The following is a 24,312-nucleotide window of genomic DNA, read 5'->3' as shown; positions in this document are numbered from 1 at the left end:
GCAGCCGGCGGCCAGGCCATGGAAGGCCTGTCTGCCGGCCTCGGAGGCCAGTCGACCAAGCCGCAGCGCAGCAGCCGGAGGCAGGAGCGGACAGCCCTTCCGACCATGACGCCGATTTTCAATGATCATTTCGTCGCAGAGGCGGAATGTTAAGAGGGACAACAAAGGATTGCAGATCGGCGGCGGATTCGCTACGTTTGCCCTGATGCAATGGATCAACGTACCGCAATCACACAATGTGCAGTTTTTCAAGGTTCCCTCAACCATGGAGGACACAATGAAAGCACTCCCGTTTATCCGTCATTCGGCAGTATTCCTTGGTGCCGGCCTGCTGCTGATTTCCGGTGCCTGCTCCACCCCGTCCGGCGATGCCGAAGAAGGTCAGCGCTGGTACTCGATGCATAATTGTTACGCCTGCCATGGCCGCCAGGGAAACGACGGCAAGGCGCCTCAAATCTATCCGCTGGATATGAGCTATCGTCACTTCCTTGGCATCGTCAGGGATGCCGGCTCACCGATAATGCCCAAATATTCAGAAGAAAAAATACCCGACGGGGACGTGGCCGACATCTATGCCTGGCTGACGCGTAAATAGGGTGCCCGTGACCGGCAGACAGGCGGCCGGCAGCACGAGAGTTTGCGTGCACACGGCGCAAACAATGATTATCAGTCTCTGCAAGCCCGAGCCAGACGGCACCGTGGAGATGCCTTGCACGCAGCGGGCCCGGACGAAATGTCCCCAACACCTACCTGGAGGTTCCCGATGATAGAGGGATTTTATAATCTGCTGGCCCTGGTCGGCTTCCATCACCCGATTCACCCGATCGTCGTTCACATCCCGATGGGCATGGTCGTCGGTGCAGTGCTCTTTTCTTTGGTCCACTGGAAAAAACCCGGTCTCGGCCTCGACCGCACAGCCTTTCACTGCATCGTTCTCGCTCTGATCTTCGTCGTGCCGGTCTATATCGCAGGCCTGCTCGACTGGCAACACGTCTTCGCCGGCGACTGGAACAAGTGGATCGTCATCAAGATGATCCTCGGTGTAGTCCTGACCGGTGTGTTGATCGCCACCGTCGTCGCACAGCGCCGGGGCGCTTCCCATCAGGTCCTGTTCCGCTACTATCTGGTGAGTCTGGCGATCTGCGGCGGCCTCGGTTTTTCCGGCGGCGAACTGCTCTACGGCGGCTGACAGCCGGTTCGGGTCGAAACGACGATGCGCCGCGCCGTCATAGCCGATATCCATGGCAACAACCAGGCCCTGGCGGCGGTCCTCGTCGACATCGAGGACCAGACGGTCGACGAGATCATCAGTCTTGGCGATACCATCGGCTACGGTCCTGAACCGGAGCGGGTCGTCAGGACCCTGATCGCTGCCGGCATACCTTCGGTGCTTGGCAATCACGAACTGGCCCTGATCAACAACGACTATTTCCGGCTGCTCAACCCGACCTGCCAGCAGTCCCTGGCGCGCACCAGGGAGTTGTTGTCGGAGGAGAGCCTGGCCTGGCTGGCGGCCTTGCCGGTTGTCATTTTCCGCGACAACGCCCGATTCCTGCACGGCTGTCCGCCCTCCTCGACCACCGAATACCTGTTCGACCCGTCGCCGATCAGGCTGCAGCGCATCTTCGCCGGCTATCCGGAAGCGATCTGCTTCGTCGGCCATACCCATTTGCTGTCGATGTTCAAAATCACCGCCGCAGGGACGAAACTGTCCGCCACCATCGGTCCGGGTACGACCACCATCGACCCGGCCTGCCGCTACCTGTTCATCTGCGGCAGTGTCGGCCAGCCGCGTGACGATCACAGCAACCTGGCCAAATACGGCATCTGGGATGACGAACGGCACACCGTCGAAATCAGGGCCGTTCCCTACGACGTCGATACCACGGTCCGGCTGATCAAGGTCAAAGGCTTTCCGGACATCAATGCGCGCCGGCTGCTCTGGTCATGAAAACGCAGACCGTCGGCAAGTACACGATTCTCAAGCGACTCGGCAAAGGCGGCATGGGCATCGTTTACAAGGCCCTGCAGCCGGATATCGACAAGGTCGTGGCGATCAAACTGCTGCAGCCGTCCGAGGCGCTGGAGATCACCGTCGGCCGTGATCGGCTCGAAGAGATCTTCCACGCCGAGGCCCGGCTCCTCGCCGACCTGCAGCACCCCCGGCTGGCGGCTGTCTGGGACTGGGACCTCGACGAAGCCGGGCGACCGTTTTTCGTGATGGAATATTATTGCAACAACCTTGGGACGATGATCGGTGAGACGTTTCAGCTCGAACAACCCTCCCGGCCGATCCGCCCCCACCTGCTCGTCCATTACGGCCTGCAGATCCTCGACGCACTCGACTACCTGCACCATCACCTGGTAGTCCACCGTGACATCAAACCGCACAACATCCTGGTCACCGACCAGGATCGGGTCAAGATCTGCGATTTCGGCATGGCCCTGGCCGACACCCTGTCCTTTTCCGGCCCGCAGAACATGCAGATCGGCTCACCCTATTATACACCGCCGGAACAGCAGAAAGCCCCGAACCTCGTGGACGGCCGGGCCGATTGCTACAGCACTGCGGTACTGCTCTATAGGCTGCTCACCGGCACCCTGCCCGGCATGCAGAGCTTTCCGCTGTCGCTGATCAACCCGGCCTACGACCGGAGCTGGGACGATTTCTTCCACACCGGCCTGCAATGGGACCCGGCGCTTCGCTTCCAGAGTGCACGGGTCATGCAGGAGGCGCTCGCGGCGCTGCCGCTTGCCCCGGTCGAGGACCCGCCTCCCCCGTTGCCCCCGGCCGACTCACCGCCGGCCACAACGGTGCTGCTGCGCAGCACCCCGGACAACCAGTGCGGCAAACGGGCACTGGAGCGCTTCGGCCTCAACGACCTGGCTCGCCCGAAGGCACCGGTGGCCGGCTCCTTCACCCGCGACGGCGACATCGTGTTCGACACCGTCACCAAGCTGGCCTGGCAACTGCACCCCAGCCCCTACCCGCTCGCTTGGTCGGCGGCCGAAACCTGGTGCACGTCGCTGCCCACCGTCAGCGGCGGCGGTCCTTGGCGACTACCCACCGTCGACGAACTGCTCTCCCTGCTCGATCAATCCTCGATCCCGCACCTGGTATCCGTCTTTCCGGCCACCGGCAGCTGGTTCTGGAGCTGCGATAAACACGGTCCGGTGGAACGCTGGTATGTCAACCTCGACATGGGCTATGCCGCCCCGCAGGATATGGACTGCCGCTATCACGTCCGCGCCGTGAGCAGTTTCAATTATTCATAAACCTCGGCATCGGCTAAGCGTGACGCCGCGCCGTCCTTGGCGGATAGTTCCGGGGCTGCACCGCCCGGCCAGTCGATGGCCAGGTCTGGATCGTTCCAAATAATGGCCCGCTCGTGTTCCGGGGCGTAATAGTCGGTTGCCTTGTAGAGGAAATCGGCGCTCTCGGAAAGCACCAGGAAAGCGTGGCCGAAGCCGGGCGGCACCCAGAACTGGCGCTTGTTGGCCTCGCTCAAGTGCACCCCGACCCAGCGGCCGAAGGTTGGTGAAGAGCGCCGTAGATCGACGGCCACATCGAAGACTTCGCCGGCTACCACCCGCACCAGTTTCCCCTGTGGCTGCCGGATCTGGTAGTGAATGCCGCGCAGCACACCGCGACTGGACCGGGAATGGTTGTCCTGGACGAACTCGCCGTCAAGACCGGTCAGCGACTGCCAGGTCCGGCGATTGAAACTCTCCATGAAAAAGCCGCGCTCGTCGCCGAACACCTTCGGCTCGAAGAGCAGCACTTCGGGTATGTCGGTAGCAATGGTCTGCATATTCTTTCCTGGAATGAGCCGATTCGATGATCAGCCGTACATCTCGCGATAATAGTCCTGGTAGGACCCGTCGATCACCGCCTCGAGCCAGTCCCGGTGGGTCAGATACCAGTCGACGGTGGCCGCCAGTCCGTCGGCGAAACGAACCACCGACGGCTGCCAGCCGATCTCGTCTCTGATCCGGGTCGCATCGATGGCATAGCGCCGATCGTGCCCCTGGCGGTCCCGAACGTAAGTGATCAGCGAGCGGCGGTGGCTGCCTTCGGATAGCGGGCCGACCCGGTCGTCGAGAATATCGCAGAGCAGGGAGACGACCTCGATATTGGTCATCTCGTTATTGCCGCCGATATTGTAGCGTCGCCCCGGTTCGCCGCGCTCCAGCACGGCCAGCAGCGCCTCGCAGTGATCGGTGACATAGAGCCAGTCGCGCACGTTTTTGCCGTCTCCGTAGACCGGCAACTCGCGACCATGCAGCGCGTTGTTGAAAACAAGCGGGATCAGTTTTTCCGGAAACTGATAGGGTCCGTAGTTGTTCGAACAATTGGTGACCAGCGTCGGCAGACCGTAGGTATGGAAATAGGCCGAGACCAGGTGATCGGAGGCGGCTTTTGAGGCCGAATAGGGCGAGCGCGGATCGTAGGCGGTGGTCTCGCTGAACAAACCGGTCTCGCCGAGCGATCCGTAGACTTCGTCGGTGGAAACGTGCAGGAAGCGGCGCGAAGCTCCATCTGCGGTAGGCGCCTTTGCCCACTGCTCGCGAGCCGCCTGCAGCAGCGAAAAGGTGCCGCCGATGTTGGTGGCGATAAACTCGTCCGGCCCGACGATCGAGCGGTCGACATGGGATTCGGCGGCAAAATGGACGACGGTGTCGATCGCCTCTTCGGCAAAGAGTCGGGCTACCAGTGCCCGATCGCTTATGTCTCCGAGCACGAAGCGATACTCGTCACCCTCGGGGAGATCGGCCAGGCTCTGCAGGTTGCCGGCATAGGTCAGCTTATCGAGATTAATCACCCGCCACTGCGGTAATCGCTGCCGGACCAGCCGGACGAAGTTGCAGCCGATAAAACCGCAACCGCCGGTCACCAGAACGATTCTTTTTTCCATGGTCCTCTCTGATTTCTATTGCAATCTGGGGAAAAGCGCATATGCTTCGTGTTTTTTTCAACGCCTCTTTAGGGCAGTTTGAAAAATTCGGAATTTCGGTCAAAATCGAGGCGCGCAAGAAAATTTTCCCGCAGGCATATAGATGATATTCCAAGGACAAAATTTGATTGCGCAACGATGAGATTGGGCGAAATGACAATTTTTCAAGGCTCCCTTTATACTCAAGTAGACACCAATAAGCAAAGGACATTTTTCTTCCGATGAGTAGTATCCTGGAAAAAGAAATCGGCCGGCGACGGACGTTTGGCATCATCAGTCACCCGGACGCCGGCAAGACCACGCTGACCGAAAAATTGCTGCTCTTCGGCGGCGCCATCAACCTGGCCGGCGCCGTCAAGTCGCGCAAGGCGGATCGGCACGCGACAAGCGACTGGATGGCCGTCGAGCAGGAACGCGGCATATCGGTAACCACCTCGGTGATGAAGTTCACCTATCGAGATTATGAAGTCAACCTGCTCGACACCCCCGGCCACCAGGATTTTTCCGAAGACACCTACCGCGTCCTGACCGCCGTCGATTCGGCGGTGATGGTCATCGACAGTGCCAAGGGCGTCGAGACGCAGACCGAGAAGCTGATGGAAGTCTGCCGGATGCGCAATACGCCACTGATCACCTTCATCAACAAACTCGACCGCGAAGGCCGCTCGCCGCTCGAGCTGCTCGACGAGATCGAAGACAAACTGCAGATCGAGTGTGCCCCGCTCTCCTGGCCGATCGGTATGGGCAAGCGTTTCAAGGGCGTCTACAATATCTATCGCAAAAACCTGCGGCTCTTCACCCCGGGCGGTGAAACCCGCGACCAGCAGACGATCACCATCGACAATCTCGACGACCCGCTGCTCGACGAGTTGGTCGGCCGCCAGGCCGACGATCTGCGCGAGGACCTGGAACTGCTTTCCGGGGCGGCCAGTCCATTCGACTATCAACAATACCTCAAAGCATCTCAGACGCCGGTCTTTTTCGGTAGTGCCATCAATAACTTCGGGGTCCAGGAAATGCTTGACGGCTTTGTCGAGATGGCCCCGCCGCCGAGCGCCCGCGATGCGGTGACACGCAGCGTAGCACCGTCTGAAGAAGATTTCTCCGGGTTTGTTTTCAAGATCCAGGCCAACATGAACCCGGCCCACCGCGACCGCATCGCTTTCCTACGCATCTGTTCCGGCACATTCACCAAGGGAATGAAGGTGCGCCATCATCGGCTCGGCAAAGACATCAACCTGGCGGGGGCGATCATCTTCATGGCCCAGGACCGGGAAAACGTCGAACAGGCCTGGCCGGGCGATATCATCGGTCTGCCCAACCACGGCACCATCAAGATCGGCGACACCTTTACCAGCAAAGAGGTGCTCAAGTTTACCGGGATCCCCAATTTCGCCCCGGAACACTTCCGGCGGGTCTTGCTGAAAAACCCGCTGCGCTTGAAACAGCTGCAAAAAGGGCTGGTTCAGCTGGCCGAAGAAGGCGCCATCCAGGTGTTTCGTCCACTGATCGGCGCCGATTATGTCATGGGAGCGGTCGGCGTGCTGCAGTTCGAGGTGACCATGGCCCGGCTGAAAAACGAGTACGGGGTGGATGCAATCTACGAACCGGTCCGCTTCGGCGCGGCCCGCTGGGTCTATTGTCAGGACAAGAAAAAACTGGCCGAATTCGAACGCGCCAACCAGCACGTGTTGGCCTTCGATGCCGAAGGTTTTTTGACCTATCTCGCCGAAAGCGAGTGGATGCTGAAATTCTTTATGGAAAAGTGGCCGGACATCGAGTTTCGCAAGACCAGGGAAATCATCTGAGCAGTGGTGCCGGCTAAAAAGCGCTCATCGCCGCCGGCCTCGCAACGAACCATCAACTTTCAGAATCGACAAAGACGAGAGCCTGGCCTTCGGTCAGCGCCTGTGCCATCTTCTTCCGGGCGCCGGTGATAATGCGCTGCACGGTTCCCCGGGAAACCCCCATGCGCAGGCCGGCTTCTTCCTGGGTCATACCTTCGAAGTCGCAGAGCCTCAGTGCTTCCAGCTCGTCGCGATGCAGGCTGATCTGGGTCAACTCCTGCAGGGGCGTACCGGTCGGCTTAAAGGCCCTGCCGCAGAAGGTCCCTTCGCAGCGCCGCATTTTTTTTGGTCGTGGTGACATAGCTCTCGTATCTGTGCAAAAAAACGGGTCCGGCGACGGACGATGGTCGCTCGCTGACATGTATATACTGAGATACCGGCAAAAAAGCAATGGTTTGGAGAGCATCCCCGCCCTCGCGGTACAACCAGGCAACCGTTCCCGACGCCGGCCGCTTGCCAACAAGCAATGGACATCTCTTTTGTTTTCAGGTAGATTAGAACGCTGTCGTAGCACGGTCGGGATACGAGCCCGCGCCCCACTCTGATTGCTTCCCGGACAGCCGATCCCCAGATCGTGCCCACCGAAGGATACTGAATATTCATGCGTACTTGCTTTCTCATCCTGGCCTTGGTGCTGATCGCCGTTGGCGTCGGCACGACCGCTTTCTCGACATCGCCGCAGTTGTCGGGCCCGCATTTCACCGATATTATCGTCACCACCTCGGAGACCGACCTGCTGCTGTTCGGTGAACTGCGCAACAGCCTCAACGAGGACATGATCGAGGGGTTGCACAACGGCATTCCGGTACGTTTTTCCTTTTTCGTCGAGTTGGAAAAGGATCGGGCCAACTGGTTCGACGAGGAGCTGGTATCACTGGAGTTTACCCATAGCCTGACCTACGATACGCTAAAAGAGACCTACGTGGTCGATACCGAAGAGAGCCCTCGGCGGCGGCGGACGGCACCGTCTCTGGAAGAGGCTGCGCTGGTGCTCAACGAGATCAACGGGTTGAAGATCATCGAACTGGAACGGCTGGTACCGGACAGCAAATACCGGCTTCGGATCAAGGCCGACCTGCACAAAAAAACCTTGCCGCTCAGCCTGCACACGATCATCCCCTTTATCGGCTGGTGGGACGTGAAAACCGACTGGTTCACCGTGGAATTCATGTATTAGCGAGCATCAGCTGCCATGGCCGGACAAACCCGACTTCCGGAAGATTTTCCGCTCACCCCGTTCGAGGTTCAAACCTCCCCACCGGTGATGACGGAAGAACAGCGGCGTTTGAAGAAACGGATGGTCAGGCGGATCATCCTCTTTTGCCTCTGTCTCATCCCGTTTTTCACATGGCTTCAGGGAGCACTGTTCCGGCAGGACCTGCAGCTGCCGGTGTCGAGCACCATCATCATCTTCGCGCTGATCAACATCAACGTCATCCTCATCCTGATCGTCCTGTTCCTGATCCTGCGCTATCTCGCCGAACTGATCTTCGAGCGCAAGATGAACATCATGGGCAGCAGGCTGCGCACCAAGCTGGTCGTCTCGTTTCTCAGCCTGTCGCTGATTCCGACCATTTTATTGTTTTTCGTCGCCCTGCAATTCATCTCCTCCAGCGTCGACTACTGGTTCAGCTCGTCGATCGAGGAATCGCTGCAGGAATCACTTACTCTGGCCCGCAACCAGATCCAGGAATCGCAGACCCAGGCACAGATCACCGGCAACGCCGTCGCCCGCCGCCTCGCCGACAACGGTTCAGTCGCCGGTGCCACCGACGCTGGCCCGGCCCTGTCATCGCTGCTGTCCCTGACCCCGGCCGCGATTCCCACGGCCCTGACCCTGCTCCAAGATTCCCCGTCCGCGGAACAGAGCGTGTCGAGCAGGGAACTGGAGGGGGTGGTATTGCCGAAAATTCCGGTGGACACTGTGCAACAGGTCAAGTCTTCACAAACGGGCACCGTCATTACCCAGGAAACCGACCGGGGCGATCTGGTCCGTCACGTCCGCCCGATCGACCTGCCCCAGGGCGGCCGGGGAATCCTGGTGACGACGCTGCTCATCGACCGGGACAAACTCGATCGCCTGACCACCATTTCCAGCGGCATCGAAGGCTATCGACAGCTCAAATACCTGAAAGGACCGTTCAAATTCTGGCTGCTCCTGATCCTGCTGATCGTTACCCTGCTGATCGTCTTTGCCGCCATCTGGTTCGGGCTGCGCATTGCCCGCTCGATCACCGAACCGGTTGATCGCCTGGTGGCGGCCACCAATCGGGTTTCCGAAGGCGATTTTGATTTCGTCATGGAAAACGTGCCGCGCGACGAGATCGGCCAGCTGATGACCTCGTTCAACTCGATGACGGCCAATATCCACAGCGGCAATAAAAAGCTGGCCGAGACCCACCAGGCGCTGGAAAAAAGCTCGCAGGAAGCGCTGCAGCGACGGCGCTACATGGAAATCATCCTGCAGAACGTGTCGGCCGGTGTCGTCTCGCTCGACGAGCTCGGTCACATCACCACAATAAACCGCTTCGCCGAGAAACTGTTGCGCATCGACAGCAGCCGCTTTATCGGTATGACCTATCGTCAGTCCCTGCCGCGCGATTACGCACTGATCATCGACCGGTTCATCGAGGAGCTCTACGCCACCGACAAACTGTCGATTGAGCAACACCTGAAAGTAACCATCAACCGGGTCGCCCTATCATTGCTGGTCAATTTCACCCGGCTGGAAGATGACGACGGCGCACCGATCGGTTTCGTGCTCGTCTTCGACAACCTGACCAAGCTGGAAAAGATGCAGCGGATGGCCGCCTGGCGCGAAGTGGCACGGCGCATCGCCCACGAAATCAAAAATCCGCTGACGCCGATCCAACTCTCTGCCCAGCGGCTGCGCAAGCGATATCCGGAGCTGCTCACGGACGAAGCGTCGGTGTTCGATCGCTGTACCGAAACGATTATCAGCCAGGTGGAGGCCCTGCGACAACTGGTCGGCGAGTTCTCCCAATTCGCCCGGATGCCGAAAATCAACAAGGCTCCGGCCAACTTGACGCTGCTGACTCGCGATATCATGGTCCTTTATCAGGAGGCGCACAAGTCCATCGAATTCAGCTTCGCGGGGGATCCGCACCTGCCGGTCTTTGATTTCGATGCCGAGCAGATCAAGCGCTGCCTGATCAACCTGCTCGACAATGCGGTTGCCGTTTTGCCGCACGGCGGTAAAATAGACATCGAACTGGAGGTGAACGACGAGGCCCAAACCGCACTGATCACGGTGTCCGACAACGGACCAGGTATCTCCAAGGAAAACAAGACGAAACTATTCGAGCCCTATTTTTCGACGAAAAAAACCGGGACCGGTCTCGGTCTGGCCATCGTCTCCACCATCGTCACCGATCACGGCGGCTATATCAGGGTGCAGGACAACCAGCCACACGGCTCCACGTTCATCATCGAGTTGCCCCTGTCCGGCAGCGAACTCGGCGCCGAACACAGTCACCACGATTTTGCCTAGCCACCGTGAAAAAAAATATCCTGATCATCGACGACGAAACAAGCATCCGCGAATCGCTGTCCGGTATCCTGGAAGACGAGGGATTCCACGCGCTGACCGCGGCAACGGCGGAACAGGGCCTGGAGCTGATCGAGGAGGAGCGCGTCGATATCGTACTGCTCGACATCTGGCTCGGTGAGGGCATGGACGGCATGACCGCGCTCGGCACGATCCGGGAGCGCTTTGCGCTGCCGGTGATCATGATCTCCGGTCACACCACCATCGAGACCGCCGTTCAGGCCGTCCATGACGGTGCCTACGACTTCATCGAAAAACCGCTGTCCTACGACAAGGTCATCCTCTCGGTCGGTAACGGGCTGCGCTTTGCCCAGCTCGAACAAGAAAACCGTTTGCTGCGCGAACACACCGCCCGGCAGGCAACCATCACCGGCTCATCAGCCGTCATCGAGGATCTGCGCAAACAGATCGAGATGGTAGCGCCCACCGACGCCTGGGTGCTGATCCGCGGCGATCACGGCACCGGTAAGGAGTTGGTGGCCCAGGCCATCCACCAGCAGTCGGCCGGCGCCCGGCAGCCGATGATCGAAGTGAACTGCGCGGCCATTCCGGAAGAACTGATCGAATCCGAACTGTTCGGACACGAAAAAGGCTCGTTTACCGGAGCCCACTCAAGCAAGCGGGGAAAATTCGACAAGGCCGACGGCGGCATCCTCTTTCTCGACGAGATCGGCGACATGAGCCTGAAGACCCAGGCCAAGATCCTGCGCATCCTGCAAGAGCAGAAGTTTGAACGAGTCGGCGGCAGCAAGACGATCAAGGTCAACGTCCGGGTACTCGCCGCGACCAATAAAAACCTGGAGCAGGAGATCGAAGACGGCACCTTTCGCGCCGACCTCTACTATCGCCTCAACGTCGTACCGATCACCGTGCCGCGACTGCGGGATCGCATCGAGGATCTGCCGCTGCTGGTGGCCGAATTGATGGCTGGTGCGGTGGAAAAGGGGTTGCGGAAAAAAGACTTTTCCGACGACGCGCTGGCGGCGATGATGGGCCATCCATGGCCCGGCAATGTCCGCGAATTGCGCAATTTCGTCGAGCGTCTGGCGATCATGTGCCCGGAAGAGACGATCACCGCCCACCACATCACGGCCTTCCTCGGCCCGAGCGGCAGCACGTCCCCAGCCGAGCACACCGCCCTGGTTCCCTACCAGGCCGGTGATTTCAAGGAGGCCCGCCGCCTGTTCGAAAAAGAGTACCTGCAGCACAAGTTGACCGAAAACGACGGCAACATCTCCCGCACCGCCGAACAGGTCGGACTGGAGCGGAGCCATCTGCACAAGAAACTGAAATCGCTCGCTATCATCAACTGAGCTAAACCACCCCAGAGGAGTCAATCATGGTTTTTCCCGAATATCGTTCACGTCGCCTGCGCCGCACCGCACCACTGCGCGCCCTGGTCAGGGAGACCCGCCTCAGCGCAGACCAACTCGTCTACCCACTCTTTGTCGTGCCCGGCAAAAAAGTCCGCCAGCCGGTCGTATCGATGCCCGGAGTCTTCCGCGTCAGCGTCGATAACCTGGCCGCCGAGGCCGAAGAATTGCTGGCACTCGGCATCAACAGCGTCATCCTGTTCGGCATCCCCGAGAATAAAGACGGGGCCGGTTCCGGCGCCCACGCCAAGGACGGCATCGTCCAGCGGGCGATCAAGCAGCTCAAACGGAGCGCCCCGCAACTTGTGGTGATCACCGATGTCTGTCTCTGTGAATACACCGACCACGGTCATTGCGGCTTCCTCGTCGACAACGAAGTGGACAACGACGCGACGCTTGAGATCCTCGCCGAGACCGCCCTGTCCCACGCCCGAGCCGGCGCCGATATGGTCGCTCCGTCGGACATGATGGACGGCCGAGTCGCCGAGATCCGTGCCGCCCTCGACGAGAACGGCTTCGAGATGGTGCCGATCATGTCCTATGCGGTCAAGTACGCCTCCGCCTTCTACGGCCCGTTTCGCGACGCCGCCGAGAGCACGCCGCAGTTCGGCGACCGGCGCGGCTACCAGATGGATCCGGCCAATGTCCGCGAGGCACTGCGCGAGGCGACCCTGGACACCGAGGAAGGGGCCGACATCCTGATGGTCAAGCCGGCCCTGGCCTACCTCGACATCATCGCCAGACTGCGCGAGGAGTTCGACCTGCCGATCGCCGCCTACCAGGTCAGCGGCGAATTCGCGATGATCAAGGCGGCCGCCGCCAACGGCTGGATCGACGGCGAGCGGGCGATGGAGGAATCCCTGCTGGCCATCCGTCGCGCCGGGGCCGATATCATCATCACCTATTTTGCTAAAGAAATGGCCGCACTGCTGAAAAAAGCCTAACCCTGCCGGCGCCTGACCAGCCAGACAATACAGACAAGCGCCGCGCCGAGGCCGTCGGCAAGCAAATCGCCGAAACTGGCGTCGCGGCCGGGCACGAAGGATTGGTGCAACTCGTCGGAGATGCCGTAACAGAGGCAGATCGCCCAGACAAGGCTGGCCGCCCGCCGGGGCCGGCCGATCAGCAGCCGGTCCGGCAACGCGATCAGGGTCGCGGCGGCGAGCAGGCCATAGGCCAGGGCGTGGGCGATCTTGTCGGCGCCGGCAAAGGCCGACAGCTGCAAATTGTCGCCCGGCTGGGCGGAAACAAGGAAGATGATCCCCATGACACACAGCATGGGGATCACCCGGAGAGAAGGACTCATCGTGCCGGCGACTCTTCCTGCTGCTCTCCGGGCTCGATGTGCAGTCCCTGCCGCACGGATGGCGGGAACTTTTTCGCTACCCGCCTGACGGCGGCCGACACCTCTCGGACCGGACAATCCTCGAGCACCTGCTCGCTCCGATCACTGTAGGCGGTAAGCACCAGCTGCCGATCGACCACCCGGAAGGTGTGGCTCCACTCGACCTCGATGGTCTCCGGATTCTCGTTGATCTCCGGTGACACCGGCTGACCATCACGTGCCACCTGCACGCAGTCGGACTGGGTCACCTCAAGCAACCAAGCGTTGCCGCGCTCGGTGGCAAAGAGCACAAAGACACCCAACTCATTGATCACCTGCCGGCGCTGCCCGGCCGCCCGACAGATCCGCTCTACAGCCTGGGTCAGGATGCCTTGGCCCGGCTCGACCGGTGCTACCGGCGTCCGGGGGCTGCGGGCACAACAATGCTTGTATTTTTTGCCGCTGCCGCAGGGACAGCGTTCATTTCTGCCGATTTTCGCCATTACAATTCATCTTGTCGTTCACGATTTCCACTTAAAGGGGGCCAATCCGTCTCCCGGCACCCTTACGAGCACTTACTGTAGCCACACCCTTTGCAGGTCTCACAGCCCTCTTCGAAGACGAGCTGGCCGCCGCATTCCGGGCAGATACTGGCAAAGCCGTACTGGGTCCCGGCCATAAAGGACTTGAACAGCTTGCCGAGCTGCGCCGGCAGATCGAGCATGTGGCCGCTCGAGCGGTCCAGCTGCTTGATGATCTCGTTCATCGGCACGTCGAAGCGCAGCGCCAGCGAGACGAGACGGCAGGTGGTGGTCCACATCGTCGATTTATCCTTCAGATCGATCCGATTGTCAAAGGGGAATTTGGCAAACACCTCCATCGGTTTTTCATCCTCGTCAAAACAGACGATGATATAAACCGATTTCTGATCCTGGTCCTTTACCCGGTAGCGCTTGGCGAGCAGTACGTCGGGCAGGTTGCGTTTGCCGTTGCTGCTGACCACCGCCGTCGGTGTCGACGATTCCGAGCGCTCCTTGGTATTGAGCACCTGGGAATCGCGAGAACCGTCGCGATAGACGGTCAGTCCCTTGCAGCCGAGATTGTAGCCGAGGATATAGGAGTGTTTGACGTCGGCCCTGGTCGCCGTGCCCGGCAGGTTGATGGTCTTGGATATCGATGAATCCACCCCGCTCTTCTGCAGGATGCCCTGCATCTTGATGTGGTCATCGGGGCTGATATCCTGCGCGGTGCGGAAGATCTCCTGCCATTTTTCCGGGATCTCGGAATGGCCGATAACGGTGCCGCTGTCGGCCACCTTGTGCATCAGCTCTTCGGAGTAGAAACCTTCGGCCCGGGCCACCTGCTCGAAATATTTGTTGATCAGGATGAGCCGGTCGCCGTCCATCACGTGCTTGATCATGACAATGGAAAAGTACGGCTCGCAGCCCGAAGCGCAGTCGGCGATCATCGACACGGTGCCGGTCGGCTGGATCGAGGTCAGCGCCGCGTTGCGCCGGGCCGGATAATCGTTTACGGAGGCGTCGTAGGCGGGAAAAGCGCCCTTTTTCTCGGCAATACGCATCGACTCGGCCTCGGCCGCGTCGTGAATGAACTGCATCACCTCGGCGGCGGTTTTACGGCCGAACTCGCTCCCATAGGGAATGCCGAGTTGGATGAGCATATCGTGCATGCCCATGATACCCAGACCGATCTTTCTCGTCTTCAGCGTCATCTCTTCGATTTCCGGGATCGGGAACCGGTTGCAGTCGATGACGTTGTCGAGAAAAACGGTGGCGGTGTGCACCGTCTCTTCCAGCCGCCGGTAATCAATGGCGCCGTCCGCAACGAAGCGCGCCAAGTTGATCGAGCCGAGGTTGCAGCTCTCGTAGGGCAGCAGCCATTGCTCGCCGCACGGGTTGGTCGCTTCGAACAGGCCGAGTTGCGGGGTAGGGTTGCCCTGGTTGGCGGCATCGATGAAGAGCACGCCGGGTTCACCATTGAGCCAGGCCAGATCGACGATCTGCTCGAATACGTCACGAGCCTTCAGGGACCTGATCGTATCGCCGGTGGCCGGCTCGATCAGGTCGTACTCGCCGTCCTCGGCCAATGCGGTCATAAAGGCATCGGTGATAGCGACGCTGAAGTTGAAATTATTGAATTTTTCCTGGTCCTGCTTGGCGACGATGAAATCGAGGATATCCGGGTGATCGATGCGCAGCACGCCCATGTTTGCCCCGCGCCGCTTGCCGCCCTGCTTGATCGTCTCGGTGGCGGCATCGAACACCGCGGCAAAGGACAGCGGTCCCGAGGCGACGCCCTGGGTGGAACGCACCGACGCGTTTTTCGAGCGCAGGCGGGAGAAACTGTAGCCGGTACCGCCGCCGGTCTTGTGCACCAGCGCACCGTTGCGAATCGCCGAAAAAATGCCGTCCATCGAGTCCGGCACCGGCAGCACGAAACAGGCCGACAACTGGCCAAGATCGGTGCCGGCGTTCATCAGGCACGGCGAGTTGGGCAGAAAATCCATACGGTAGATCATCTCGAAAAAGAGGCGGCGCAGCTCCTCGAAATTGGCGGGCCGCTCACCTGCCTCGGCAACGGCGTCGGCCACGCGGCGGCAGAGCGTCTCCCAGGTCTCGATCGGATTGCCCTCCTGGTCCTTGAGATAATAGCGCCGTCTAAGGACGGTCTCCGCGGTTTCGGTGAGCATCTGTGCGGGAATGTCTGCTGTCATGACCTTCTCTCCCTGGTAATGCGGCTCGAGCATGATAACACCAACCAAAATACATGATAATTGAGATTCGGGAACGAGCGTTCCCGAGACGAACGATCAATCAGCTTATACACCACATTTATTGCCCTCTCAACCCCAAACTACAACATATTGTGGAAATAGAAGAAGAATGACAGAACTTCGAAGAGAAAAGCGGGGTCAGGCTTGACAAGTTGACTTGTTGCGCGCAACAAGTCAACTTGTCAAGCCTGACCCCGCTTTTATTCGATGAGTTTCTCGAGGTGTTCGATATTTTGCCGAGCGATCCGCAGCAGCGACAGATTCTCGTCATCGCCCTGGTAGCCGTCGGGCGGCTGCGCCGTCGCCTCGGTGCCGGTCTCAATGAGCCGGCGGAAGAGCTCGATGGCTTTGCGGTAATCACCCTCTTTCTGGTAGACGACTCCGAGGTTGATCAGTGCGTACGGATTCGTCGGGTCGATCTGCAAGGCCTTGGCCAGATAATCGCGGGCCGTGACCAGATCACCGGCGCGCAGCGCATCATAACCGCGATCGGCCAGCACCAGGGCCTGACCCGGGGTGTTGCTGACGCGGTGCAGTTCCTCCTTGGCCCGGGGCATATCGACGCTCAGCCGATCCTCCCGCTCAAGGGTCACACCGGCGATATCGGCCGGATTCTTGACGATATGCGGGGTGATAAAGATGAACATGTTGACCTTGGTATCGGTGGTGCTGTGCGTCTTGAACAGCCAGCCGAGCAGCGGGATATCGCCGAGCAACGGGATCTTGAAGTCGGAGGTGGTCGTATCCTGACCGATGATGCCGCCGATGACGATGGTCTCGCGATCGCGCACGATTACCGTCGTGTCGGCGGTCCGTTTGAAGGTCGTCGGCCGGAACTGATCGTCGCTGGAGCCCTGTTTGAGCCGGGTCACCTCGGTGGCAATCTCCAACCGAAGCGTGTCACCCTGACTGATCTGCGGCGTGATGCCGAGCTTGGTGGCCACGTCCCGATATTCGTACTGGGTATAATCCTGCTGGCTGGAGGTGGTGTTCTGGCTGGTGATGTAGGGCACGTTCTGGCCGACCAGGATCTCCGCCTTCTTGTTGTCGGTGGTCAGGATCTGCGGCGTCGAGATGATATTGATATCGGAGTCGCCCTGGTAGGCGCGCAGCACTGCCGCTATATTGGGGAAGGTGATGTCGCCGATCTTGATGCCCTCCTTGAGCACGCCGAGGGTAAAGCCGGTCGGCAGGCTCGGGTTGTCAGGGTCGGTGATACCGGCGATATTGGCGTAGGCCGGCTCGCCGCTGAAGCCGGTGACCAGTTTGCCGGTCTCGTCACTGAAGATGCCGCCGGCCAGCCATTGCACACCGACATCGAGGCTCCGGTCGGCATCGACCTCCATGATCAGCGCTTCGAGGTAGACCATGCGCCGCGGGATGTCGAGCTTGGCGATCACCTCTTCGAGAACGTTAAACTCGGCGCGGGAGGCGGTGATGATCAGCGAGTTCGTCTCCTCGTCCGGCGTGATGGTCACTTTCTCGGAAATCGCCGGGGCTTTGCCTTCCTCGCTCTGCTGTTCCTGGTCCTGCGGCAGACCGCTGAGCACCTTGGCCAGTTCGGCGGCCCGGGCGTTTTGCAGGTAGACTACGTGAATATTGCCCTCGCCGCGGCGGACCTCGGTATCGAGCTGCTCGACGAGCCGGCGCACCCGCGCGGCGTCGGCCGGTTCGGCGAGTACGATGAGCAGGTTGATACGCTCGTAGGGCACCACCTTGACCGCCGAGGTCACCACCACTGCTTCCTCCTTGCCGCCGCCGGTCGATTTCTGGAAGATGGTATTGAGAATCGTCGCTAGGTTGTCGGCATTGGCGTATTCCAGCGGCAGCACGACGATCTCGTCGCGGGTGTACTCGACATCGAGTTCGGCGATGATCTCGAGCAGGCGCCGGATATTTGACATTGTGTCGGTGATGATCAGCATGCCCGACGGGGTATGGGCGAGCAGCACCGAGGTCTTGGAGACGAGCGGCTGCAGGATCTTCTGCATCTCCTGCGGCGTCGTGAAGCGTAGCGGCACCAATTGGGTGACCACCCGATCCTCGGGGTCGGCCGAATCACCGGGCCGAAGCGTGTCAATGGCTTTGGCCCGGGCCTCGACGGACGGAATGATCTTGATCACCGAGCCGGCCTGCACCGTTGTAAAGCCGTGAATTTCGAGCACCGATTCAAAGACCTGATAGGCATCGGTTTCGGAAATCCGGGTCGGAGAGATGATCGTCACGTTGCCGCGCACATTGGGATCGACGATAAAGTTCCGACCGGTCAACTCGCTCATGTATTTGATGAACAGATTGATGTCGACGTTGTCGAAATCGATGGTGATATAGCGCTCGCCTTTGGGCTCCTGGGCGATGGCGTCATCACCACCCGGCATCGCGCAGACGAGCAGACCGCAGATCATCATGATGATCAGGCAGAGCCGCAGTGGCAGCATAACATGGGCAGACTTCTCAACAATCATCAGCAGCGCTCGTGCAATATCCTCAAGGCAACGAGCCTTTTGCAAAACTTAGATTTTCGTTCAAAATCAAGGCATGCGAAAAATTTTACCGCAGGCATATACATGATATTCCGAGGATAAAATTTTGAGCATAACGTAGAGTTTGGGCGAAAAGATTGTTTTGCAAATGACTCCAACGTCTTTCTCTCGCCGATCATTGTATTCAATTCTGAACGGTTAATAAACCTTTCAATGACCATCGACGACAATTTCTCTGCACAGCCGCCGCCGCACGGCGGAAAAGACGACCGTCAATTACCAAAACGAACTTTATGATGGACTCACTGGTATTTTTTGTTACACTGTCGCAGGGGAAGTAAGCGTCAGGGTATGGGGAGGAAGCGGGGGAACATGCTCACCACGGCAATCGGGGTCAGTGACCATATCGATCAACGCCAGGCGATCGCGGCGGTGCTCGACCAGTGCGAGACGGCCCTTGCAGGGGCCCGGCCGCAGGCGGGCATCCTGTTCACGTCGATCATCGATGGTGATTTCCCGTACTTCCTCGACAAGATTACGAGCCGATTTCCAGGCATCGAACTGATCGGCTGCACCACCGACGGCGAGATCGTCGCCGACCAGGGTTTTGTCGAAGATGCGGTGGCCCTGCTGCTCCTCGCCTCCGACCACCTCCGTTTTGCCAGCGCCGTGGCCTGCAATCTGTCCACCAGTGGCGCCGAGACCCTGCCCGCCGCCGTGGCCGACTGCCGCCGCCGGCTCGATGGCAAACCGGCCCTGGGCATCATCCTGCCCGACGGACTGACCACCATTGGTCTGCCGCTCGGCCGGCTGATCCAGCAGGCCACCGGCAACACCTTTCCTGTCTTCGGCGGCACCGCCGGCGATCACTACCGTTTAGAAAAAACCTATCAATTCCATAACGGCCTCATCTACACCGACGCCACCCCGCTGCTGCTGATCAGCGGCGATTTGACCCTGTCGTCTCAGGTGGTCACCGGCAACGAGCCGATCGGCCGCTTCTACGAAGTGAACCGGGTAGAGGCCAATGTCCTCCACGAGATCGACGGCAGGCGGGCCACCGATTTCTATGACGAACTGCTCGGCGGTTTCTCCGACAAACTGGAGATCGCCCAATTCCCACTGGCGGTCTATGAGCCCCAGGGCCACGACTTCTGCCTGCGCGACCCGTTCCTGCTCGACCGGGAGGCAGGCACGGTGACCTGCGTTGGCACCTTCCCCGATCACTGCCGGGTGCGCCTGACGACGATCTCCCGCGAGGACATCCTGCGCACCGCCCACGAGGCCAACGAGCGGATTCTTGCCGGTCACCCGGCCGGTCGCCCGGAGTTGGTCCTGCTCTTCCCCTGTACGTCGCGGCGGCACGTGCTCGGCACCAGAACCAACGAGGAGTTTGCTGCGCTTCACCAGGCCGACCCGCCGCAGGCCTTCTTCGGTTTCTATTGTTACGGCGAGATCGGCCCGCTCGCCCCGGACGGGCCGAGTGGTTATCACAGCGATACTTATATCGCCGTAGCCCTGTCCGAACGGAGCTGATGACGGCCAGATCCGACGATACCGGCCCCCCGGCCGGACGGATCACCGAGCTGCAGGAGCGTATCGCCTACCTGGAACGAAAACTGGCCCGCAGCGAACAGCAGCGGGTCCGCCAGGAGCGCATCGACGATATCAACCGCCGCCTGATCAAGCATGTCGGCGGCGAGCTGGAGCAGGCGCTGCTGCTTGCCGAACAGGGCAACCGGGCGAAGACCGATTTTCTGGCGACGATGAGCCACGAGATCCGCTCGCCGCTCAATATCATCCTCGGCATGGGTGAGCTGCTCGCCGAGACCGGTCTCGACGAGACCCAGCGCGCCTACCTGTCCAGCCTGCTCTCCTCCGGCCGCCAGCTCCTGGAACAGCTCACCAACGTCCTCGAGTTCTCCCGCCTCGAATCGGGCAAGACGCCGGTCCACCGGGAAGCCTTTAGCTTCGATTTGCTCTGCTCCAGCCTGCTGGCGATGATGGAGACCCTGGCCAGAGACAAGGGTATCGAGTTCCGTGCCATCACCCCGGAGACACCCCTTGGCGACCGGATCGGCGACCTACCGAAGGTCAAACAGATCCTCTTTAACGTGCTGAGCAACGCGCTGAAATTCACCGATCACGGCAGCATTACGCTGACCATCGAGGAGGCGCATGACCACGACACCCCGGACATGATCCGCCTCCAGATCGCCGATACCGGTATCGGCATCCCTCCGGATCGGCTTGAAACCATATTCGAACGCTTCACCCAGGCGGAAAACGGGCTGGCCATGCAACGCGGCGGCGCTGGACTCGGTCTGGCCATCTGTAAAAAACTGGTGGATCAGCTGCACGGTACGATCACGGTACGCAGCATGCTCGGCCACGGCGCCACCTTTACCATCCTGCTGCCTCTGCCTCCCGCCCCGGCAGGCGCCCGTCGCCACAATCCGGCCGACGACGAACCGATAGACTCGAGCACCTCGCTGGCCCTGACCTCAATCCGGCTTCTGGTGGCCGAGGACGTGGCCGGCAACGTCGAGGTGATCAAGCGCTACCTGGCACCCTACGACGTGGAGATCAGGCATGCGCGCAACGGCGAGGAAGCGGTACGGCTCTTTGGTGAGCAGCGCTTTGATATCGTGCTGATGGACATCAAGATGCCGGGCATCGACGGAGTCACCGCGATGTATCGGATCAACGAGATGATCCGCAACGGCCCCGGCCCGGCCGTGCCGATCATCGCCGTAACCGCGCACGCCTTCCCCGAGCAGATCCTCTCCTACCTGAAAAAGGGTTTTTCCGGGGTGCTGACCAAACCGTTCACCAAGGGCGATCTGATCAAGACCATCAGCGACTTCCTCAAATTCATGCCGCCGCAGCAGCAGTCGGAAGAGGACGATGATGTCGAAACCGGGCAGGCGGGCCAAGATCGGGTTCCCGAGGTACTGGCGCCGCTGCTCGGCCGGGTCATCGAGACCCTGAAGAGCGACATCGAATCCCTGGCCGAACTGCTGCACAGCGGTGACACGACGGCGTTGAGGGACACCTGTCACGCCACCAAGGGGCTGGCCGGCCTCTACGGCCTGCATGAATGTGCCGGGCTGCTCGCCAGCCTGGAGGAGCAGATCACTACGCGCCCCGACTCGCTCGACGAGTCCTGCCTCGCTCCGCTCCGCGACTACCTGGCGCGGCTGAAAGACTCCCAGCCGGGCTCGGACATGCTCCTGAAAAATTGAACGCGGCCCATGTTCTCGAACCTGACCGCGTCCCCTGCTCGCTTTCCGGAACATCACGACTGCAGCCCGGTGCCCGTCTTCGCACCGGAACACACCGTCCGGCGTGAAAAACTCCTGCACCATCTCATCCCGCCTGACGGCGGCGACAACCGGCTGCGGCTGCTGCTGACCGCACCGGCCGGTTTCGGCAAGACCGTCCTGGCCGCCCAACTCGCCGCAGCCCCGGGACAATCGCTGCAGCATCAGGCCGTTACCGGTACCGACGACCGACGCCTGCCGAAATCGCCCGACAGCAGGTAACCGACATCGAAAAACACTGCCGCACCGTGCATGCAGACGCGGTAGCCCGCTCGTTCATGATGGTCTTCGGTGGCCCACTGCGCTCCCTTCAAGCCGCACTGAAGAAGCCGGATGCCACCAAACCGCAGCAACAGCCGACGATCCAGTAACCGCCAACCGGCTCCCGTCTGCACGACGGCACCGTTTCAAGCTTGGCGTGTATTTTTTGGCTTCCGTCCTTGTTGCTGCAAAATCGCGCGCCATTTCCAGAATCCCGGTGAGCCTGGCACCTCCCCCGGATTCTGGATGTCCTTCGCCGAACCCTATTTCTGCCATCCCGCCACTGCGACGCTCGTATCTGCTTTTGCAAATCGATTTACTGCCGATAAGAAAGGTATAGGGTACCGTATATTCCCAATACCGGATTATCCGTAAACGGCAGCAAGAGCCATGCAGCAGAAATCGAAACGAAACGCCCTGCGTTACCAGATATCCCCCCGGCAAATCACCTACGAGCGAGACGAGCAGAGCGGCGAGGCAACTCTGGTCAATATCTCGACCGCCGGCCTGCTCGTCGAACTGTCGACCCTGCCGGTCCAGCTCGACGACGAGATCTCCATAACCCTCTCCTGCTTCAAACAACGAAGCCCAACCGAATCGTTGACGTTCAAAGCCAGAATCGTTCGGGTCGATTTCGACGAATTCGCCGCCTCCTTCATCGACACAACCAGGGAACAGACCGCTTTCCTGCTCCGCCTGCTCGCCCAGGAAAAACGTAACGGCAACACCGTTGAAAGCGGGGTCAGGCTTGACATGTTGACAAATTTTTAATTTGTCAACATGTCAAGCCTGACCCCGCTATTTTGTCGCTATTCTCCTACAGCGCTCTTCCTGCCGAAACCACTAGGTCTGTCCGGGGCTGCCAAAATTTGTCCTCCACCGTAAACGGCAATCAGTCGCCCAATACCGACATCTTCGTTTCCGGCAGTTCCCGCCGCTCAGCCCGATGTCCTGGCCGAGGCGATCTTTACGCTGCAATATCTGTCACTGCAACCGTAAATTGAAAATAGGCGACGAGGTGCGTTTCCGGCGAGGCGACAGCTGGCGGGAGGAATTGACCATCGACTGGTCGGGAACAGCCGAGGCATATATTACCTTCAACGACTGCGGCCGACGACACGAATTCCCCCAACGACTTCACCTCGATGGGGCTCTACCTGTGGACCGGGGCGGCCACCTTTGAAGATTTTACGATAACCGGTAATGTCTTGAAGAATCTCAAGCAGAAGGGGTTGGCCATCGGCAGCGGCAGCGGCCGCTTTGTCAACCTGCAGATCTGCAACAACGTGCTCTACGGCATGAACCCCAATATCAGCGACTTTCGGGCCCAGCAGATCATCAACACCGTTTTTTCCGGAAGCTACCGAATGTCCGGCTGGGAGACTTACCGAGGCGATACCGGCTGGGACACCACAGCCCAGCCCCACAAGACCCGTTGCTCGCAGACCCGCCCGGTAACGACTTCTCCATGCACCCAACCAGCATTGCTGTTGATGCCGGCACGGACCTGGCCCAACCGTACAACGGCAGTATGCCGAATATCGGTTTGTAACAGTAAAAGCATGCATTTTTCTAGCGGGCAAACATCTCTTGCAAGACCTGCAGCGTTTTGTCCTGGGCGTGTTTGCTGATAACGCCAAGTCGCCGGACAAGCCGCTTTTTATCAACGGTACGAATCTGATCGAGGACGATTTGTCCGTTTTTCCTTTCGGCTAGACCAATTACTCCGTCATTATTGATATCGTCGACCAGATCGCTGGCACCGGCCAGCCCAGCGAGCACCCCCAGCGTCTCGATCACGTCCGACACCCCCGGCTGCCATTCATCGGCACCGACATCCGGTGCTGCGTCACGCAATTCGCCGTAAAAATCCTCGGGGGTCTGCCCGAGATAGCCGGTGCTTCCTCGGTCGATGGCGGGACCGGCCCGGGATGTCAGGCGAAAATCATAAGATTCCAGATCGACCAGCCAACCGGGATCGGCTGCTTCGATATTTTCGCTGCCGGCCACCGCGGCGGCGCCGTCACGGTTTTCCCAGATCGTCATATTCGCCAGATTGTTGGCAAAAGTGCCGGTAGTATCTGCATAGCGCGCTTCCATCCCCCAGCTCAGCCCCGGCAGCGGATCGAGCAGCAGTACCGTATTGTGAACGACGAGCCAGCCAGTGGCGTGGACCATTTCAATTGCCGTGTCGTGAGGCCGCCGACCGTAGATGATATTATTGCGAACGATGCCGTTTACAACATCTGTATCCTCCCACAGCAGCACTTTCAAGCAACGCGTTCATCTGATTGCGTGACAATGAGTGGTCAATATCCTATGTTTGGTTCAAAATGTTAAAAGCGGGGTCAGGCTTGACTTGTTGACAAACTGTCTGCAGTTTG

General features: G+C 59.8%; 22 protein-coding genes. 14 read left to right on the top strand and 8 right to left on the bottom strand.

The annotated features are described in order from the left end of the window. Positions 1 to 18 precede the first annotated feature (18 nt). The 5 genes from BUC26_RS24405 to BUC26_RS09120 all read left to right on the top strand — a co-directional run bounded on the left by BUC26_RS24405 (position 19) and on the right by BUC26_RS09120 (position 3,276). Positions 19 to 153, top strand: coding sequence for a hypothetical protein (locus BUC26_RS24405; RefSeq protein WP_279626278.1), 135 nt, complete (start codon positions 19 to 21; stop codon positions 151 to 153). Between the two features lie 124 nt (positions 154 to 277). Continuing rightward, complete coding sequence (locus tag BUC26_RS09135) at positions 278 to 595, top strand: c-type cytochrome (RefSeq protein ID WP_161949830.1); 318 nt, start codon at positions 278 to 280, stop codon at positions 593 to 595. A gap of 168 nt (positions 596 to 763) precedes the next feature. Beyond that, complete coding sequence (locus BUC26_RS09130) at positions 764 to 1,189, top strand: DUF2231 domain-containing protein (RefSeq protein ID WP_073375396.1); 426 nt, start codon at positions 764 to 766, stop codon at positions 1,187 to 1,189. A 24-nt stretch (positions 1,190 to 1,213) separates the two neighbouring features. Further along, positions 1,214 to 1,951, top strand: coding sequence for a metallophosphoesterase family protein (locus BUC26_RS09125; RefSeq protein WP_073375394.1), 738 nt, complete (start codon positions 1,214 to 1,216; stop codon positions 1,949 to 1,951). Continuing rightward, the gene (locus BUC26_RS09120) at positions 1,948 to 3,276 is read left to right on the top strand and encodes a serine/threonine protein kinase (RefSeq protein ID WP_073375392.1); all 1,329 of its coding nucleotides are present in this window, start codon (positions 1,948 to 1,950) and stop codon (positions 3,274 to 3,276) included. Before BUC26_RS09125 ends, BUC26_RS09120 begins: the two co-directional genes overlap by 4 nt. Here BUC26_RS09120 and rfbC read toward each other — a convergent pair. Both rfbC and rfbB read right to left on the bottom strand, forming a co-directional pair. Further along, positions 3,267 to 3,812, bottom strand: a complete 546-nt coding sequence (gene rfbC / locus BUC26_RS09115; RefSeq protein ID WP_073375390.1) for a dTDP-4-dehydrorhamnose 3,5-epimerase — start codon at positions 3,810 to 3,812, stop codon at positions 3,267 to 3,269. The two genes, BUC26_RS09120 and rfbC, sit on opposite strands and share 10 nt — an antisense overlap. Positions 3,813 to 3,842: 30 nt before the next feature. Further along, positions 3,843 to 4,916 (bottom strand): dTDP-glucose 4,6-dehydratase, encoded by a 1,074-nt coding sequence (gene rfbB / locus BUC26_RS09110; RefSeq protein WP_073375388.1) that lies wholly within the window; start codon positions 4,914 to 4,916, stop codon positions 3,843 to 3,845. A gap of 260 nt (positions 4,917 to 5,176) precedes the next feature. Here rfbB and BUC26_RS09105 point away from each other — a divergent pair, with 260 nt between their 5' ends. Further along, positions 5,177 to 6,763, top strand: coding sequence for a peptide chain release factor 3 (locus BUC26_RS09105; RefSeq protein ID WP_073375386.1), 1,587 nt, complete (start codon positions 5,177 to 5,179; stop codon positions 6,761 to 6,763). A 52-nt stretch (positions 6,764 to 6,815) separates the two neighbouring features. On the opposite strand, the gene BUC26_RS09100 is transcribed toward BUC26_RS09105, so the two are convergent. Next, the gene (locus tag BUC26_RS09100; RefSeq protein ID WP_073375384.1) at positions 6,816 to 7,103 is read right to left on the bottom strand and encodes a DUF134 domain-containing protein; all 288 of its coding nucleotides are present in this window, start codon (positions 7,101 to 7,103) and stop codon (positions 6,816 to 6,818) included. 300 nt (positions 7,104 to 7,403) lie between these two features. Here BUC26_RS09100 and BUC26_RS09095 point away from each other — a divergent pair, with 300 nt between their 5' ends. From BUC26_RS09095 to hemB, 4 genes are read left to right on the top strand one after another with little or no spacing between them, the layout of a single operon-like run. Further along, on the top strand, positions 7,404 to 7,979 hold the full coding sequence (locus tag BUC26_RS09095) for a DUF4390 domain-containing protein (protein ID WP_073375382.1): 576 nt from the start codon (positions 7,404 to 7,406) through the stop codon (positions 7,977 to 7,979). Positions 7,980 to 7,994: 15 nt separating this feature from the next. Beyond that, positions 7,995 to 10,313, top strand: a complete 2,319-nt coding sequence (locus tag BUC26_RS09090) for a sensor histidine kinase (RefSeq protein WP_084540570.1) — start codon at positions 7,995 to 7,997, stop codon at positions 10,311 to 10,313. A gap of 5 nt (positions 10,314 to 10,318) precedes the next feature. Then, on the top strand, positions 10,319 to 11,683 hold the full coding sequence (locus BUC26_RS09085) for a sigma-54-dependent transcriptional regulator (RefSeq protein ID WP_073375380.1): 1,365 nt from the start codon (positions 10,319 to 10,321) through the stop codon (positions 11,681 to 11,683). 26 nt (positions 11,684 to 11,709) lie between these two features. Then, positions 11,710 to 12,687, top strand: coding sequence for a porphobilinogen synthase (gene hemB, locus BUC26_RS09080; RefSeq protein ID WP_073375378.1), 978 nt, complete (start codon positions 11,710 to 11,712; stop codon positions 12,685 to 12,687). On the opposite strand, the gene BUC26_RS09075 is transcribed toward hemB, so the two are convergent. The 4 genes from BUC26_RS09075 to gspD all read right to left on the bottom strand — a co-directional run bounded on the left by BUC26_RS09075 (position 12,684) and on the right by gspD (position 18,326). Next, a complete protein-coding gene (locus tag BUC26_RS09075) occupies positions 12,684 to 13,049 on the bottom strand; it encodes a VanZ family protein (RefSeq protein WP_073375376.1) in 366 nt (121 codons plus the stop codon). The genes hemB and BUC26_RS09075 overlap by 4 nt on opposite strands. Continuing rightward, complete coding sequence (locus BUC26_RS09070) at positions 13,046 to 13,570, bottom strand: SEC-C metal-binding domain-containing protein (RefSeq protein WP_073375374.1); 525 nt, start codon at positions 13,568 to 13,570, stop codon at positions 13,046 to 13,048. The genes BUC26_RS09075 and BUC26_RS09070 overlap by 4 nt, the downstream gene beginning before the upstream one ends. A 62-nt stretch (positions 13,571 to 13,632) precedes the next feature. Further along, the gene (locus tag BUC26_RS09065; RefSeq protein WP_073375372.1) at positions 13,633 to 15,801 is read right to left on the bottom strand and encodes an adenosylcobalamin-dependent ribonucleoside-diphosphate reductase; all 2,169 of its coding nucleotides are present in this window, start codon (positions 15,799 to 15,801) and stop codon (positions 13,633 to 13,635) included. Positions 15,802 to 16,061: 260 nt separating this feature from the next. After that, positions 16,062 to 18,326 (bottom strand): type II secretion system secretin GspD, encoded by a 2,265-nt coding sequence (gene gspD, locus BUC26_RS09060; protein WP_073375370.1) that lies wholly within the window; start codon positions 18,324 to 18,326, stop codon positions 16,062 to 16,064. 390 nt (positions 18,327 to 18,716) lie between these two features. Between gspD and BUC26_RS09055 the strand changes: the two genes are divergently transcribed. The 4 genes from BUC26_RS09055 to BUC26_RS09040 all read left to right on the top strand — a co-directional run bounded on the left by BUC26_RS09055 (position 18,717) and on the right by BUC26_RS09040 (position 22,699). After that, positions 18,717 to 19,880, top strand: a complete 1,164-nt coding sequence (locus tag BUC26_RS09055; protein WP_073375368.1) for an FIST signal transduction protein — start codon at positions 18,717 to 18,719, stop codon at positions 19,878 to 19,880. Next, positions 19,880 to 21,589, top strand: coding sequence for a hybrid sensor histidine kinase/response regulator (locus tag BUC26_RS09050; protein ID WP_073375366.1), 1,710 nt, complete (start codon positions 19,880 to 19,882; stop codon positions 21,587 to 21,589). The genes BUC26_RS09055 and BUC26_RS09050 overlap by 1 nt, the downstream gene beginning before the upstream one ends. Before the next feature lie 9 nt (positions 21,590 to 21,598). Then, the gene (locus BUC26_RS23740; RefSeq protein ID WP_073375364.1) at positions 21,599 to 21,889 is read left to right on the top strand and encodes a hypothetical protein; all 291 of its coding nucleotides are present in this window, start codon (positions 21,599 to 21,601) and stop codon (positions 21,887 to 21,889) included. Positions 21,890 to 22,318: 429 nt separating this feature from the next. Next, entirely contained in the window at positions 22,319 to 22,699 is a 381-nt protein-coding gene (locus tag BUC26_RS09040; RefSeq protein ID WP_073375362.1) for a PilZ domain-containing protein, read from the top strand. Positions 22,700 to 23,500: 801 nt separating this feature from the next. Here the strand turns inward: BUC26_RS09040 and BUC26_RS09030 are convergent. Continuing rightward, a complete protein-coding gene (locus BUC26_RS09030; RefSeq protein WP_244155825.1) occupies positions 23,501 to 24,196 on the bottom strand; it encodes a type II toxin-antitoxin system PemK/MazF family toxin in 696 nt (231 codons plus the stop codon). Positions 24,197 to 24,312 lie beyond the last annotated feature (116 nt).

It is taken from the genome of Desulfofustis glycolicus DSM 9705, assembly GCF_900130015.1.
Lineage (GTDB): Bacteria > Desulfobacterota > Desulfobulbia > Desulfobulbales > Desulfocapsaceae > Desulfofustis > Desulfofustis glycolicus.
Note: the sequence above shows the minus strand (reverse complement) of the source record. Positions and strands in the feature narration are given on the sequence as shown.

Bases quoted from the DNA above. Each gene is read 5' to 3' on its own strand.
- BUC26_RS24405 (WP_279626278.1), top strand. From the start codon at position 19: ATGGAAGGCCTGTCTGCCGGCCTCGGAGGCCAGTCGACCAAGCCGCAG.
- BUC26_RS09135 (WP_161949830.1), top strand. From the start codon at position 278: ATGAAAGCACTCCCGTTTATCCGTCATTCGGCAGTATTCCTTGGTGCC.
- BUC26_RS09130 (WP_073375396.1), top strand. From the start codon at position 764: ATGATAGAGGGATTTTATAATCTGCTGGCCCTGGTCGGCTTCCATCAC.
- BUC26_RS09125 (WP_073375394.1), top strand. From the start codon at position 1,214: ATGCGCCGCGCCGTCATAGCCGATATCCATGGCAACAACCAGGCCCTG.
- BUC26_RS09120 (WP_073375392.1), top strand. From the start codon at position 1,948: ATGAAAACGCAGACCGTCGGCAAGTACACGATTCTCAAGCGACTCGGC.
- rfbC (WP_073375390.1), bottom strand. From the start codon at position 3,812: ATGCAGACCATTGCTACCGACATACCCGAAGTGCTGCTCTTCGAGCCG.
- rfbB (WP_073375388.1), bottom strand. From the start codon at position 4,916: ATGGAAAAAAGAATCGTTCTGGTGACCGGCGGTTGCGGTTTTATCGGC.
- BUC26_RS09105 (WP_073375386.1), top strand. From the start codon at position 5,177: ATGAGTAGTATCCTGGAAAAAGAAATCGGCCGGCGACGGACGTTTGGC.
- BUC26_RS09100 (WP_073375384.1), bottom strand. From the start codon at position 7,103: ATGTCACCACGACCAAAAAAAATGCGGCGCTGCGAAGGGACCTTCTGC.
- BUC26_RS09095 (WP_073375382.1), top strand. From the start codon at position 7,404: ATGCGTACTTGCTTTCTCATCCTGGCCTTGGTGCTGATCGCCGTTGGC.
- BUC26_RS09090 (WP_084540570.1), top strand. From the start codon at position 7,995: ATGGCCGGACAAACCCGACTTCCGGAAGATTTTCCGCTCACCCCGTTC.
- hemB (WP_073375378.1), top strand. From the start codon at position 11,710: ATGGTTTTTCCCGAATATCGTTCACGTCGCCTGCGCCGCACCGCACCA.
- BUC26_RS09075 (WP_073375376.1), bottom strand. From the start codon at position 13,049: ATGAGTCCTTCTCTCCGGGTGATCCCCATGCTGTGTGTCATGGGGATC.
- BUC26_RS09070 (WP_073375374.1), bottom strand. From the start codon at position 13,570: ATGGCGAAAATCGGCAGAAATGAACGCTGTCCCTGCGGCAGCGGCAAA.
- BUC26_RS09065 (WP_073375372.1), bottom strand. From the start codon at position 15,801: ATGACAGCAGACATTCCCGCACAGATGCTCACCGAAACCGCGGAGACC.
- gspD (WP_073375370.1), bottom strand. From the start codon at position 18,326: ATGATTGTTGAGAAGTCTGCCCATGTTATGCTGCCACTGCGGCTCTGC.
- BUC26_RS09055 (WP_073375368.1), top strand. From the start codon at position 18,717: ATGCTCACCACGGCAATCGGGGTCAGTGACCATATCGATCAACGCCAG.
- BUC26_RS09050 (WP_073375366.1), top strand. From the start codon at position 19,880: ATGACGGCCAGATCCGACGATACCGGCCCCCCGGCCGGACGGATCACC.
- BUC26_RS23740 (WP_073375364.1), top strand. From the start codon at position 21,599: ATGTTCTCGAACCTGACCGCGTCCCCTGCTCGCTTTCCGGAACATCAC.
- BUC26_RS09040 (WP_073375362.1), top strand. From the start codon at position 22,319: ATGCAGCAGAAATCGAAACGAAACGCCCTGCGTTACCAGATATCCCCC.